The 13,607-nt window shown below is 63.3% G+C and carries 13 protein-coding genes; 8 read left to right on the top strand and 5 right to left on the bottom strand.

What is annotated here, in order from left to right:
* Both KQ307_RS04785 and KQ307_RS04780 read left to right on the top strand, forming a co-directional pair.
* The coding region (locus tag KQ307_RS04785) for a DUF305 domain-containing protein (protein ID WP_259727140.1) at nt 1-239 on the top strand (239 nt) is incomplete at its 5' end.
* A gap of 40 nt (nt 240-279) precedes the next feature.
* Nucleotides 280-2,451: a heavy metal translocating P-type ATPase gene (locus KQ307_RS04780; RefSeq protein ID WP_259727139.1), complete on the top strand. Its 2,172-nt coding sequence runs from the start codon at nt 280-282 to the stop codon at nt 2,449-2,451.
* A 148-nt stretch (nt 2,452-2,599) separates the two neighbouring features.
* On the opposite strand, the gene KQ307_RS04775 is transcribed toward KQ307_RS04780, so the two are convergent.
* Entirely contained in the window at nt 2,600-2,815 is a 216-nt protein-coding gene (locus KQ307_RS04775) for a DUF3721 domain-containing protein (RefSeq protein WP_259727138.1), read from the bottom strand.
* A gap of 84 nt (nt 2,816-2,899) precedes the next feature.
* Between KQ307_RS04775 and KQ307_RS04770 the strand changes: the two genes are divergently transcribed.
* The 3 genes from KQ307_RS04770 to KQ307_RS04760 all read left to right on the top strand — a co-directional run bounded on the left by KQ307_RS04770 (nt 2,900) and on the right by KQ307_RS04760 (nt 4,509).
* The gene (locus tag KQ307_RS04770; RefSeq protein ID WP_259727137.1) at nt 2,900-3,289 is read left to right on the top strand and encodes a heavy metal-responsive transcriptional regulator; all 390 of its coding nucleotides are present in this window, start codon (nt 2,900-2,902) and stop codon (nt 3,287-3,289) included.
* Nucleotides 3,290-3,567: 278 nt separating this feature from the next.
* Nucleotides 3,568-4,107 carry a DUF305 domain-containing protein gene (locus tag KQ307_RS04765; protein ID WP_259727136.1) on the top strand — a complete coding sequence of 180 codons (540 nt, stop codon included), beginning with the start codon at nt 3,568-3,570 and terminating at the stop codon, nt 4,105-4,107.
* A 9-nt stretch (nt 4,108-4,116) separates the two neighbouring features.
* A complete protein-coding gene (locus KQ307_RS04760) occupies nt 4,117-4,509 on the top strand; it encodes a DUF302 domain-containing protein (RefSeq protein WP_259701462.1) in 393 nt (130 codons plus the stop codon).
* Nucleotides 4,510-4,628: 119 nt separating this feature from the next.
* On the opposite strand, the gene KQ307_RS04755 is transcribed toward KQ307_RS04760, so the two are convergent.
* From KQ307_RS04755 to KQ307_RS04745, 3 genes are all read right to left on the bottom strand, one after another.
* Nucleotides 4,629-4,814, bottom strand: a complete 186-nt coding sequence (locus tag KQ307_RS04755) for a hypothetical protein (RefSeq protein ID WP_259727135.1) — start codon at nt 4,812-4,814, stop codon at nt 4,629-4,631.
* 100 nt (nt 4,815-4,914) lie between these two features.
* The gene (locus KQ307_RS04750; protein WP_259727134.1) at nt 4,915-5,097 is read right to left on the bottom strand and encodes a metallothionein; all 183 of its coding nucleotides are present in this window, start codon (nt 5,095-5,097) and stop codon (nt 4,915-4,917) included.
* Nucleotides 5,098-5,278: 181 nt separating this feature from the next.
* Complete coding sequence (locus tag KQ307_RS04745; protein WP_399234800.1) at nt 5,279-5,662, bottom strand: MTH1187 family thiamine-binding protein; 384 nt, start codon at nt 5,660-5,662, stop codon at nt 5,279-5,281.
* Between the two features lie 88 nt (nt 5,663-5,750).
* Between KQ307_RS04745 and KQ307_RS04740 the strand changes: the two genes are divergently transcribed.
* Entirely contained in the window at nt 5,751-6,263 is a 513-nt protein-coding gene (locus KQ307_RS04740; protein ID WP_259727132.1) for a GNAT family N-acetyltransferase, read from the top strand.
* Between the two features lie 123 nt (nt 6,264-6,386).
* Here the strand turns inward: KQ307_RS04740 and KQ307_RS04735 are convergent, their stop codons facing one another.
* Entirely contained in the window at nt 6,387-9,935 is a 3,549-nt protein-coding gene (locus tag KQ307_RS04735; protein WP_259727131.1) for a TM0106 family RecB-like putative nuclease, read from the bottom strand.
* Nucleotides 9,936-10,243: 308 nt separating this feature from the next.
* On the opposite strand from KQ307_RS04735, the gene KQ307_RS04730 reads away from it, so the two are divergent.
* Nucleotides 10,244-12,136: an AAA family ATPase gene (locus KQ307_RS04730; RefSeq protein WP_259727130.1), complete on the top strand. Its 1,893-nt coding sequence runs from the start codon at nt 10,244-10,246 to the stop codon at nt 12,134-12,136.
* Nucleotides 12,133-13,482: an McrC family protein gene (locus tag KQ307_RS04725; RefSeq protein ID WP_259727129.1), complete on the top strand. Its 1,350-nt coding sequence runs from the start codon at nt 12,133-12,135 to the stop codon at nt 13,480-13,482. The genes KQ307_RS04730 and KQ307_RS04725 overlap by 4 nt, the downstream gene beginning before the upstream one ends.
* The last annotated feature ends 125 nt before the right edge of the window (nt 13,483-13,607 follow it).

Below are 13,607 nucleotides of genomic sequence, written 5' to 3'. Positions count from 1 at the left end.
TCCCCACCAAGGACAACCGGGTGGTGTGGTTCCTGGAGGGGATGCTCGATCACCACGGCGGGGCGCTGCTGATGGCCCACGACGCCCTGGCCAAGAGCACCAACCCCACCATCCGGCGCTTCGCCAGAGGGGTGATCGTGGCCCAGCGGGCCGAGATCATCGAACTGCGGCGGATGCTCGCCGTGGGGGGATTGCGTAAACCCGACTATCACAAGTACGACGCCCTGTTCAGCCTTTGATCCACAGCGACCACAACCTGAGCCCAACCGCAACACCGCCATGAGCACCACTCAGGCCTGCCATCACCACAGCCATCCGCCCGATGGCGCTGGCAAGGCGGGCATGGCCAAGGATCCGATCTGCGGAATGGTCGTACCGGTGGCCACGGCTCTCACCACCCAGCGCGGCGGCAGGGCCTACTACTTCTGCAGCCAGTCCTGCCTGCAGACCTTCCTGAATCCCGACCGCGAACTGCGCGTCATGCGCCGCCGCGTGGGATTTGTACTCGGCGGGGTGCTGGCGCTGGCGCTGTTGCGGGCCGGGGCCTTCATTGCCCTGGCAGCCGGGGTCAGCCTGATGTCCTGGGTGCCCCTGCCGGCCCTGCCCTGGATGAGCTGGGGAATGTGGCTGTTCGTGCTGGCCACCCCCGTGCAGTTCATCGGTGGCTGGTCGTTCTACACGGGCGCCTGGGCTGCCCTGAAGCGGCGCGCTCTCAACATGGATGTGCTGATCGCCCTGGGCACCTCCGTTGCCTACTTCTACAGCGTGGTGGTGGTCTTCGCGCCCAGCTGGCTGCCGGTTGGCGTCAATGACCGCGACGTCTACTTCGAAGTCTCGGCGGTGGTGATCGCCTTCGTGCTGATGGGCAAGTTCATGGAGGAGATCATCAAGAAACGCTCCTCAGCCGCCGTGCGCAAGCTGCTCGATCTTCAGCCCGCCACGGCCACGGTGATCCGCGACGGCATGGAGATGACCGTGCCCGCCGATGCCATCGACGCAGGCGAGACGGTGCTGGTGCGCCCGGGCGAGAAGATCCCCGCCGATGGAGTGGTGCTCGAAGGCAGCTCCTCGGTGGATGAATCGCTGCTCACCGGTGAATCCCTGCCGGTGGCCAAACAGGCCGGCGCCGAGCTGATCGGTGGCACGGTGAATGGGGCTGGCCTGCTCCGATTTCAGGCCAGCCGGGTGGGAGCCGACACGGCCCTGGCCCAGATCGTGCGAATCGTGGAGGAAGCCCAGGCCAGCACCGCGAGCGTGCAACGGCTGGCCGATCAGGTCACGGGCTGGTTCGTTCCTGCCGTGGTGCTGATCGCCTTTGCCGCCTTTGCGATCTGGGCGCTGGCCGGCCAGTTCAGCAGTGGCCTGCTGGCCTTCATCGCCGTGCTTGTGATCTCCTGCCCCTGCGCCCTCGGCATCGCCACGCCCGCCGCACTGATGGTGGGTGTGGGCAAGGGCGCGGAGCTGGGCATCCTGATCCGCAGCGGCGAAGTGCTGGAGCGGGTCGAGAAGCTCACCACCATGGTGTTCGACAAGACCGGCACCCTCACCCTGGGCAAGCCGATGCTCACCGATCTGGAGCCCCTTGGGAGTCTTTCGGAGCAGGAGGTGCTTCAGCTCGCGGGTTCGTTGGAACATGGCTCGGAGCATCCCCTGGCAGCAGCGATCGCCGCTGCCGTTGCTGCGCGCCATCTGGACCTGCTGCCGCTGGAGCAGTTCGAGGCCCAGGTGGGGGAGGGCATCACGGCCAGGCAGGCCGGCAGTGTCGTCTGGTTCGGCAACCGTTCCCTGGCGAGCCGCTTCCTGCCCCGCCTTCCCGAACCTGTGCAGAGCCAGCTTGCTGGGCTTGAGGCCCAGGGGAAAACCGCCATGCTGCTGGGGCAAGCCGATCAGATCCTGGGGTTGATCGCCGTTGCCGATACGGTCAGACCCGAGGCCCGCCAAGCCGTGGAGCTGCTGCGGCGCCGAGGGGTGCGGGTGATCATGCTCAGTGGCGACAACCGCACCACCGCTGAATCCATCGCCCACCAGGTGGGGATCGAGGAGGTGATCGCCGAGGTGCGCCCGGCCGACAAGGCGGCAACGATCAAGGCCCTGCAGCAGGCGGGTCAGGTGGTGGCGATGGTGGGCGATGGCGTCAATGACGCCCCGGCCCTGGCCACGGCCAACATCGGCATCGCCATCGGCTCCGGTTCGGATGTGGCCAAGGAAGCCGGCGACATCATCCTGATCCGCAACGACGTGCGTCTGGTGGTGAGTGCGATCGGCCTGTCGCGGGCCACGATGCGCAAGATCCGCCAGAACCTGTTCTGGGCCTTCATCTACAACGCAATCGGCATTCCGATCGCCGCTCTGGGCTGGCTCAATCCAATGATCGCCGGGGCAGCGATGGCCCTGAGTTCGCTCTCGGTGATCGTCAACTCATCGCTGCTGCGGCGGTACAGGGCGGCCTGATCAGGATGAGGATGGTGGCGTGGCTGGTTTCCTGCCGCTCCGTCGGCCCAGCAACAAACCGATTCCAGAGCCGGCGATGAACCGGGTGATCACCCCCAGAACCGTTGGTCTGGGGAATGGCTCGGAGCAGGAGCAAGGAGCGGTGGAGTCACTTTTCCTTGGCGACGGCTTTCTGGTAGATATCGAAGTTCTGGCAGGGCATCCATTCCTTGCCCATCGCAAAGGCACCGCTGCACTTCAGTTCCTTGGCTCGCTGTTCCGCAGCGGCTTTGCTCGGGAACATGTCGTTGGCCTGGGCGCGGGCGGCGCCGGGTGCCAGGGCAACGCCTGCCGAGAGGAGCAGAGCCAGAGCGATGGGATTCACGGACTGCCTGAGGATGAAAAGTGATCGACAATTAGCTTAAACTCTCCTCATGGGTGGAGAGTCAAGACGGTGGCGGTCGTTGGCATGAAGATCGGGGCCCTGGCCGGCCGCAGTGGCCTGCCGGTCAAGACCCTGCGCTACTACGAGGACCTGGGCCTGCTGCCAGCGATCGGCCGCAGCGAAGGCGGTTACCGCCTGTTCGCCGAGCAGAGCCTGCAACGCCTGGAGTTCATCCGTCGGCTCAAGACCCTCGGGCTCAGCCTGGAGGAGATCCAGGGCTGCCTGGCCGTGCACGACGCCGGTGCTCTGCCCTGCGGCGACATCGAGATCCAGCTGGGCAGACAGATCGAGCGGATCGATGGCCAGATCAAGGAGCTGCGACAGCTCAGAAAGGAACTGCAGGGATTGCTGGCCGGCTGGCAGAGCGATCCCGCCAAGGATGGGAATGTGATCTGCCCCAATCTTCAGGTCTGAAAGCTGATCGTGACGGCCGGCCAGCACGGAACGAATGGGCACCAATTCGATGAAGCAATGACCCAGAGCCGTGGCCAGCGCGCTGCAGCGACCCCATGCTGATAACAGCCAGAAGCAAGGGAGCAGAGCTGATGGGCCAGCACCGATGCACGTTCGGCCAGACCCGTTCTGCTGCGTTCAGACTCGCTGCCGCTACAGGGCTGGGAGCGGTCGTCCTTTCAGTGGGGGCTCCAGCGCTTTCAGGGCCGCCCCAGGCGGCGGCCCCAGCAGGAAGCGGGATGGGCGTGGGGCGGATGGGCACCCAGACGATGGATCAGCACTTCATCGTGATGATGATTCCTCACCATGACGGGGCCATCGCCATGGCCGATCTTGCCCTCACCCGCGCGAAGCGGCCCGAGATCAAGGAACTGGCGAAGAGCATCAAGGCCAGTCAGACGCAGGAGAACGCCCAGATGCGCGCCTGGTACCGGCAGTGGTTCAGCCAACCCGTACCCAGCTGGGGACCAGGCACGGGCTGGGGTTGGCAGGGGGACATGGGCGGCCCGATGGGGATGGGTGGTGGCATGGGTATGGGGATGGGACACATGGGCGGGGGTATGAACCTCTCAGCCCTGAGCACAGCCCCGGACTTCGACCGGGCTTTCATCGAGCAGATGATTCCGCACCACCAAATGGGCGTGATGATGGCCTCGATGGCCCAGACGAACAGCCAGCATCCGCAGCTGCGGGCGATGCAGCAGGCCATGGTGAAGGCCCAGAGCCGGGAGATCGAGCAGATGACCCAGTGGTACCGCAGCTGGTACGGCACATCCTGAACACCTCCCATGGATCCGTTCTTCATCCTCGACACACCGAAATCCTTCCTGGAGGCCAGCGCCGCCCTCCAGGAGGCTGCGGTGGATCAGGGCTTCGGCGTGCTGGCCGTGCATGATCTGGGCAACACCCTGCGCAGCAAGGGCCTGCCGTTTCCGGAGCAGTGCCGCATCTTCGAGGTCTGCAACCCCCAACAGGCCGCTGCGGTGCTCAGCACCACAATGGCGCTCAACATGGCTCTGCCCTGCCGGATCTCCGTCTACACCGAAGCCGGCCAGACCCGCATCGGCATGATCCGCCCTGAGGCGGTGCTCGCCAGCCTCTCGGCCGATCCCTCCCTGAGGGAAGTGGCCCGAGCGGTGGAGGCCTCCACCACAGCGATCATCGAGGCCGCTGCGGCTTAGTGGTCCGTGGCAACCACCCTTTCGGCTGACATCTCGATCGAGAAAGCCTGATCCGGCAGCGTTTCGATTGGGCACAGTGGCTGGATCAGCTGGCTTCCGAGAACAGCAACGGCTTTCCATCAGCCAACGATCGGAGTGTCCCTCAGGCCGCAGACGGCGGAGCTCACCGTTCGATCGATGACGAGCAGCTCGGCAACGGATCGGCCTGCGTTGTTGCCTTTCAGCCCATGGCCACGCTGCTGCCCCTGGCTGGCGATCGTGGCCGGTGTGGCGATCGGAATCTGCTGCCTGCTCAGCGGCTTCATCACCGGAAAAGTCAGCAGAATGTGACAAGAACTCGGGGTGAACTGTGCCCAGGAGTTCATTGAAAAACCCGGCGATCGCAGCCGCAGCGGCGGAGCTGATTCAGCCATGGCATTCACAGCCACAGCCGGCGTGGCAGGGCTCTCCGTTGGGGTGCCCCTTGGCGCAGACATCGCTGCAGAACAGCAGGGTGCCGTTGCGGAACGGGCTGTCCGCTTGCACGGTGCAGTGGCAGCCCGGGCAGGCGCACACCAGGGTGGCGGGTCTCTCCAGGGTGGTGGTCATGGACTCTCCTTGCTGAGTGACGTTGCATCCAGTCTGACCCCACCGGCGCTCGGAAGGAGTGGCTTGCCGTACTGACAATCAAAGCTGGCGGATCTATCGATGAATCAGAGGCCACGACCAGGGCAGCTCGCGAGCCCAGACCCTGCATGAGGCCTGAGGGCACCAGCCACGGGGCGCCTTCTCATTGGCCCCTTTCAGGCTGTTGCAGGAGCAATGCCTCAACGCTGGCCACCTTGTCTTCCAGCGTCTGGTCACGATCGGTGCGGGTGTTGAGCTTCACGGTGGTGAAGATGCGGGGGGCGCCCATGGCGTGCACGGCCGCATGGCAGGCCTCGATTGCTGAGAACACCGGCGCCCACTCGCCCTCGATCGCGGTGCCATTGGGGTGCAGCTGGATCTTGAGGCCGGCGTCGAGCAGCACCCGTTCGCAGGCAGCGATGTAGGGCGCCAGGTTGACGCCGACCCCGATCGGCACAACGCAGAGATCGACGATCACCTTCATCCAGTGCCTCCGGAGCCTTCCTTGAGAAGGTTCCATCCTGCTGGCCCCCAGCCTCCGGGCCATCAAGGCAGCTGGCTTCAGCGGCAGAGTGTGTGGCGACAGGCGGCGGTGGATGGCCTCCTCCGCGCCCGGCCTCCCAGTCGAAGCGGCCATGACCTCTCCGCAACTGATCCGTTCCTTTGAGCCAGCCGACTGGCCGGGGGTGTGGGGCCTGCTGGAGCCGGTGTTCCGTGCCGGCGAAACCTTCCCCCACGACCCGGCGATCACTGAAGTCGAGGCGAGAGGCCTCTGGGTGGAGCAGAGCCAGGCGGTGATGGTGGCCGTCGATCCTGGTGGGGCCGTGGTGGGGAGCTACTACCTCAGGCCCAATTCCCTGTGCCTCGGTGCCCACGTGGCCAATGCCGGTTATGTGGTGGCCGAAGCGTGCAGGGGGCAAGGCCTCGGCAGCAGCCTCTGCCAGCACTCGCTCCAGGCAGCCCGGCGGCTGGGGTTCCGGGCGATGCAGTTCAACCTGGTAGTGAGCACCAACACCGCCGGCATCCGCTGCTGGGAGCGCAACGGCTTCCGCACCATCGGCGTTCTGCCCGGGGCGTTTCACCACAGGCAGCTCGGCTACGTGGATGCCCTGGTGATGGTTCAGGAGCTGCTCCGATCGGCTGGCTGAATCGCTGGCACCGGCCCAGAACTGGCCTGATCCAGCAGCGCCTGCTCACAAGCGTGAGGGGAAGGTCGATGCCATCCCTCCACGATCGCGGTGCCTGAGCCCTTCCCGTTTCAGCGCTCGGCGTCAGCTGGATGACGTCCGCATCGGCTCGACGGCTCCAGCCTGAATCAGGCGGCAGAGGCGGTTGAGCTGGGCAGCCTCCTCCACGGTGTTGGCCAGGCCCGAGGCCAGGCTGGGCGAGCCCACCACGATCGAGAGGCATTGGGCGCGGCTGATCGCCACATTCAGCCGGTTGGGCTCCAGCAGAAAGCCGAGGCCACGGGGGGCGCAGTCGCCATCGCTGGCGGTGAGGGAATGGATGGCAACCGGTGCCTCCTGGCCCTGGAAGCGGTCGACGGTGCCGACGCGGGCCCGTTGGCCCAGGCGCTGCTGCAGCCGATTGACCTGAACGTTGTAGGGAGCGGTGACCAGAATGTCGTTTGGGCTCAGCACGCCCCGATGTTCACCACCGCGGCGGGCATAGCAGTAGCCGTTGCCCAGCAACGCCTCCACCAGCTGCTCGATCCGATCGATCTCCGGCTCACAGCAGACGCTGCAGCCGCTGTGGGGCACCGCTTCAAAGACAAGCCCCTGGCCCGGCATGGGCAGGCCGTTGTGGCCGAGGAAGGGTTCACGCCAGCGGATGTGGTTGCTGGCATTGGCTGGATGGGCCTGCAGGCGGCCGTCATAGAAGAGCTCCGAAACCATGGCGGTGAGGCTCGGCTCCATCCGCCAACTGGTGGAGAGAAACACGCCACGATCACCAGGCACCACCGCCCGGCCCTGCATCAGGTAGTCGAGGCAGGAGAGGCCGCTTTCGCCGGGATGGTCGGCCTGGGAGGGCTGGGCCAGTTGCTGCTGATCACCCACCAGCAGGACCCCTCGGGCGCAGCGGGCCATCACCAGCAGATTGGCCAGGGACATCTGACCCGCCTCATCAATCACCAGCCAGTCGAAGGCCTCCTCCATCACGGGGCGAGCAAACATCCAGGCCGTGCCGCCCACCACGGCCATCGAGCCAGTTAGGGCATCGGGTTTGCAGAGCGCCACGGGCTGGCCGACCAGTCCTTTGTCGTCTTTAGCGGTGCTGCATTTCACCACCTGCTGGCTGAGGCCACGGGCGGCACAGGTGCTGTGGGCCTTGAGCAGCAGGTTGTTGATCGCGGCATGGCTGTTGGAGCTGATCGCCACCCGCAGACCGCGCTGCACCAACTCGGCGATCATCTCGGCGGTGACGGTGGTCTTGCCCGTGCCTGGCGGGCCCTGGAGAGCGAGGGTCAGATCGCTGTGGGAGGCCAGAAACCCTGCCAACTCGGCGGGCAAAGCACTCGGATCGGCCGCGAGGGCGGCATTGAGCGGGACCAGCGGCTGAATGGCACGGCGCTCCAGCAGGTGAACGATGGCGGCCGGAATGGGCCTGTCACCATCCACCCAGTTATCAGCCTGGCTCAGCAGGCTTTCCCGCAGAGGTTTGCTGATGTCCTCGGGCACCTTGATCAGGGCCAGGGGACCCTTGGGTAGTTCGACGTCCAGTCCTTCGGCCTGCCGCTTCTCTCTGGCGCTCCAGGGGTACTTGAGCGTGAGGGTGCCCTGTTCGCCGTCGATCACCACGGCCTGGAGCTTCTGGCCGGTCTCGGGGATCTCCAACTTGATGGGCCCATCTCCCAGGGCGACATGGAGTTTGAGGGTCTGACTGGGATCGAAGCAGAAGGTGTGCAGGTCGGCCCCTGTGCGGGCACTGGGAACACTTTCGGCGCTTTGCCAGACGGCGCCGTTGATCGCCTCGCCATCGGCGTCGAGTTCCTCCGGACTCTGCAGGGCCTTGCCCCTGCGATCGAAGTAGGCCCACCAGGCCACCTTGGCCTCGCGGTGATGGAACGGCAGCAGCTGGGCCAGCAGGCGCTGCACCCGCCAGCTCAGGCCTCTTGAACCCAGTTGTTCCTGGGCGAGCAGCTCGGCTTCTGGGGCATTGGCGGCCGGATCGCTCTGGAGCGGCTCGGGCAACTCGGCGATCAACCTGGCACTGATGGCTTCCAGGGGCCAGGGTTCCGCCTCAGGGCGTTCTTCGTCGGGATGGTCAAGCGGTTGCTCGGGCAGGCCCTGAGCACGGCGCAGATCCAGCAGCCAGTCATGCAGCAGCACGGTGGAGACGCAATCGTCGCGGTTGTAGTCCTCGATGGCCTGAAGCCTGGGGCTGGCTTCTGGGGCTGCGCCCGGCAGGGAAGGCTCACCGGAGGACTGCCAGTGCAGGTAAGCGACGACGGAATCACCGGCATTGGTGACATCGGCGCCGCGGGGGCCCATGTAGAGCCCCTCCACCTTCTTGATCGAGTAGCTGCCCTCACCGAGCACGATCGAGCGGGTGACGATCGGCAGCAGGTCACAGAGCAGATCACTGCGCAACCAGTTGTCGATCACCGCCTCTCGGGTGGAATGCTGTTGGGAGAGGCGGCGCATCGCCGCTTTTTCGTAGCTGGCGTAGTGGTAGACGTGCAGGCCTGGATGTCGGCGCCTTCGTTCCTCCACCCAATCCACAAACCCCTCGAAGGCCCGCTTTTCTTCCAGGGGGCTATGGCCCCACCAGGCGATGAAGGCTGCCGGCTCAGCCGGGGCCTCCCGATAGCAGGCCCCGAAGAGGTATTCGAGCTTCTTGGCGGCAACGGCATCCTGAATGCCCTCCATGTCGAACCAGATGTCGCCGGCATCCGCGGCGGGGAGGGCGGCCAGGCCCTTGCCCGGCTGCAGGGGGCGCACCAGGAAGGCGGGCTTGCCATCGGCCCCATGGGGTGTGAGTTGCAGCTGGGCCTGCTGACGTAACTCGAACAGGACCTCGGCCGCAAGGCCAGCGATGCTGGCGCCGGGAGGCAGTGCCGCCAGCTGCTCGATCGTGTGGATGCCGGTGGCCTTGAGCTTGAGGCGCTGGGTCTGGCGCATGTTCGCCACCAGCACGAGATCCCGCTCGGCAATCAGGCGCTCCTCGATGAAGGCGCTCCAACTGCCGTGATCACCGGGTTCATCCTCCGGCGGCGAGGCGGAATCAAAGGAAGCACAGAAATCGTGGTAACGGTTGCGGAGCTGCTGGTACCAGGCCCAGAAACGATCGGTGTCATAGGCCTGGAAGCGGCCACCACCGAGAAACAACTCGAAACGATCGGGCCGGTGCCCCAGCAATGGGGTGAGCAGCTCGACGTAGGCACAGGCCTGGACCAGAAAAGTGGTGCGTGGCTTACTGGCCAGCTTGCATTCGATCGGGATGTAGCTCCATTCGCCCAGGGCCGAGGGCTGGGGAACCCTGCGCAGCACATCGGCCGAGCCGCGGATCTCTCCGTTGTTCAGCGAGGCCTGATGGATGAAGTCGAACCCTGCTGCCATCGCCTCGCGGGTAGCGACATAGTCCACCTCGTTCTGTTTGCCGGCCAGGCGGGCAATGCGATAGCCCTCGGCTTCCAACCGGTTGAGCAACACCTGCTCAAGGCGCAGACCATCGGCGAACAGTTGCTCATCAAGAGATGAGGGAGGTGGTTGCTCACCAGTGAAACGCCCCCTGGCTTTGAGCTCCTCCCACCAGGCACCTATCCGCGGACTGCGGCTAAAGAGGGCAAGTTGGCTGGGGGTGATCAGGCGAGCAGGCATGACAGAGCACCTCGACAAGCAGCGATGACAGGCGGGCGCAACTGGCCTGGCTCCCAACCTCGGATTTATCCGTCAGCGTTACCTGCCCAGAATCGGGAGGGCAGCTGAAATGTACGACAAATTCACAGAGCGGGGCTCCTAGCCGAGGAGTGGGGATGACTCTCCAGGGTGTAAGGCAGCACTGAAGACTTGTCCCACGGGGCGCAAACAGCCGGCGGAATAGGCCAAGGGTGAACCGTATGCAGCAAAATCGGCACCAAATGCTGCCTGCAGGCGTGACATCAGTAGTATACTAACTTGGTATATCCGTGCAAGTAGTGGAAACATACAGTCCATCAAAACTGGCCGCCGACTTACGGAAGCTTCAATCGGCAGGGGTCAAAGTAGATCAGCTTTCACGCTTGCACCACTTTTCAGCCAGTGGCAAGAAAGTCAGTTATGGTGACATCTCTTACTTTGAAGGAAAGGACGAACTTAGAGAAAAGAATCTCCTCTACGCTAATAGATGCAGAATTGTTGTCAAGGGACTGGAGTCCGGGCGCGAGCTTGAGAAACTGATTCAGGAAGCGCTTGAAAAGCATCCTATAGGTGGCACGGCTAATCTAAGCAGAAGTGGAGAATCAACAGAAGACACAATGAACCAAGCGAGCACGACTGCATCTGAACCAGCGACCAACCTGATCCTTTATGGGCCGCCGGGTACTGGGAAGACCTTTAATACCGTAGCCGAGGCAGTGCGGCTCTGCGGCGAGTTGATCCCGCAAGATCGGGTGGAACTCATGACGGCCTACCGAAAGCTCGTCGAAGCCGGCCGAATAGAGTTCATAACCTTCCACCAGTCCATGAGCTACGAGGAGTTTGTAGAAGGTCTGCGGCCGGAGACACCGAGCCCAGAGGGCCAGGAGGCTGACTCTGGCGAAGTGAACACGGCCGGTTTTCGCCTCAAGGTCGAGGACGGCGTCTTCAAACGGATCTGCGAACGTGCGCGCTTAGACCCGGGCAAGGAATCAGGCGATCTGCGACTTGACCGAAAGCGCCCAATCTTTAAAGTCTCGCTCGGTAGACGAGGCCAGGAAGAGACGCAAATCAAGGCAGCTCTTGATGCAAACAAGATCCGCCATGGCTGGGGCGGAACGATCGACTGGTCAAATGCGCGTTTCGATGACTGGACGGAGATCAAGACCGAGTTGGAGAACAATGCAGGGAAAAGGGTCAGCGCCCACGCCGGCGACCTCGTCTGCACCTACTCATTTCGGTCGGACATGCAGGTGGGCGACTACGTCGTTGTCTCCGATGGGCGCGACAGAATGCGCGCCTTTGGCAAGATCACAGGCGATTATTCATTCGATGGGGATGCTGCTTACCATCCCCACAACAGGAGTGTGGAATGGCTCTGGCGCGATGACCTAGGAGAGGATCGCGCACGTTTTTATCCAAATGGCTTCCGGCAGCATACTGTCTACAAGTTGAATGGCGCATTGGTCGACTGGGACGGACTGGAGGGGGTGGTTCTCGGCGTCAGATCGCTCCCGGTGGAAAGCGCTTGCACATACGTTTTGATCATCGACGAGATCAACCGGGCGAACATCTCCAAGGTATTTGGTGAACTCATTACGCTTCTAGAGTCCGACAAGCGGCTCCGGGCTGACAACGAGATCCAGCTCATACTGCCCTATTCTAAGCGGTTCTTCGGTGTTCCATCGAATCTGCACGTGATCGGCACCATGAATACTGCGGACCGGTCGATTGCGCTTCTCGACACCGCGCTCAGGCGCCGCTTCACCTTCCACGAGATGATGCCGGATGCATCCGTGCTTGAAGAGGCTGGCCAGAAATGCGGTATCAACTTGCCGCGACTTCTCGCCACGATCAACGAGCGAATCGAGTATCTCTACGACCGCGAGCATCAGATCGGTCACGCCTACTTCACCGCGTGCCGCTCGCAAGCAGATGTCGATGAGGTCATGCGCCACAAGGTTATCCCACTCCTAGCGGAATATTTTTTCGAGGACTGGGCAAAGATCGCAGCGGTACTTGGTGACTTGGAATCGCACGATGGTGGGATCACCGGCGGATTTCTCACGCGATCGCCCCTGAAAGCACCTCCCGGTCTCGAAGAGGGCGATGCGGTCCCCCGGTATCGCTGGGAGGTTCGTTCCGTGGATGAAGGGTTCAACTATGGGAAGTTAGTCGGGGCATGATCCGCCGCACGATCCGTGAATGGGAGCGCATCGGCTACGGGTCAGGCGACGCTGAGATCCCGGAGGCAGAGGCAGATCGCCTTGCAGCAATCGCACGGGCCTCGGCCTTTTCTGGCCGCGGGGGTGAAGGAGTACTTGAACATGGGCGGACAGGGCTGCGCGCCCGGGGTGTCGTCGGCGTCATTGCCACCCAGGGCTGCCAGCTCGAAATTCTTCCCAAGATCGAGGGTGGCGGCGAAACGAACGTGTCCGATGCCACCCTCCGGGCGCGTCTCATCCACATGCTCGCAGTGACCTTCGATCTGCCGATCGAAGCCGGGGCGATGACGAAACTTGGCTGGCAGCGCGATACCTTGCTCGAGCTGTTGATCCGCTTGTTCTGCGCGAAGCTCACCGACGCGGTCCGCCAAGGGATGCCGCGCCACTACCTCGAACACGAAGATGACCTGCCTGCGCTTCGGGGACGCCTCGAAGTGAAACGGCAATTCTCAACACTCGCGGTCTCGCCACAGAAACTCGCGTGCCGTTTCGATTCCCTGTCGTCCGACATTGCGCTGAATCAGGTCATGCGAGCAGCAATCAGCAAGCTGTCGCGCCTGTCCGGCGCACAGGACACCCAGCGCGCATTGCGTGAGCTCAGCTTCGTGTATGTCGACGTAGCCGACGTTCCACCATGCGCACTTCGGTGGGATCGGATCGTCCTTGACCGTACTAACGGTCGGTGGCGGAATCTCCTGTCCTTCGCGCGCTTGTTTCTTACCGACCGGTACCAAACGACCAGCGCGGGGGCCATCGACGGGCACGCACTGCTCTTCGAGATGAATGTTCTGTTCGAGAGATATGTTGAGCGGATTCTTTCGCGGGCACTAGCCGGCACGGGCTACCGACTATCTTCGCAGGGAGGGCACCGCGACTGCCTGTACGAAGGTGATATTGGTCGTTTTCGGACCCGTCCGGACCTTATCGTCCGGAACACTGACGGGGTAAAACTGATCATAGACACCAAGTGGAAGCGCATGGCTTCGCGGATCGATGACCCGAAGCAAGGTGTCAGCCAAGCGGACGTCTACCAGCTAATGGCCTACGGGAGGCTCTATCGCTGCCCGAACGTCGTGCTGCTCTACCCACATCATGGAGACTTGCCTCCCGATCCGATCCGGCGGCGATATTCAATCGGGACAATGGGCGCGAAGGAGACGCTGATGGTGGCGACACAGGATCTTGCAGGACCACAGCGGAGTCACCACAATGCTCTTCGGCAACTCGTCGAACAGTGCCTGACGCGTGAAGGTCGGTCGGAGGGCTTGCCCTCTGATGACCACAAAGCGAACTTTCAAGCGATATGAGGGACCTTGGCTCCATCCCTCAACTCCTAGCTCTGCTTCCACTTAAGTGATGAATCGCGTGGATCACCACACCCCAGATCGAGCTTTCTTCGTCGTCAGAGAGCAGCACGCTCGGAGTTTCGCCG

The sequence above is a fragment of the Synechococcus sp. CS-1326 genome, assembly GCF_025128115.1.
In the GTDB taxonomy this organism is placed as follows: domain Bacteria; phylum Cyanobacteriota; class Cyanobacteriia; order PCC-6307; family Cyanobiaceae; genus Regnicoccus.
The sequence above is the reverse complement of the archived record's forward strand: the minus strand, read 5'-3'. Positions and strand labels throughout refer to the sequence as shown.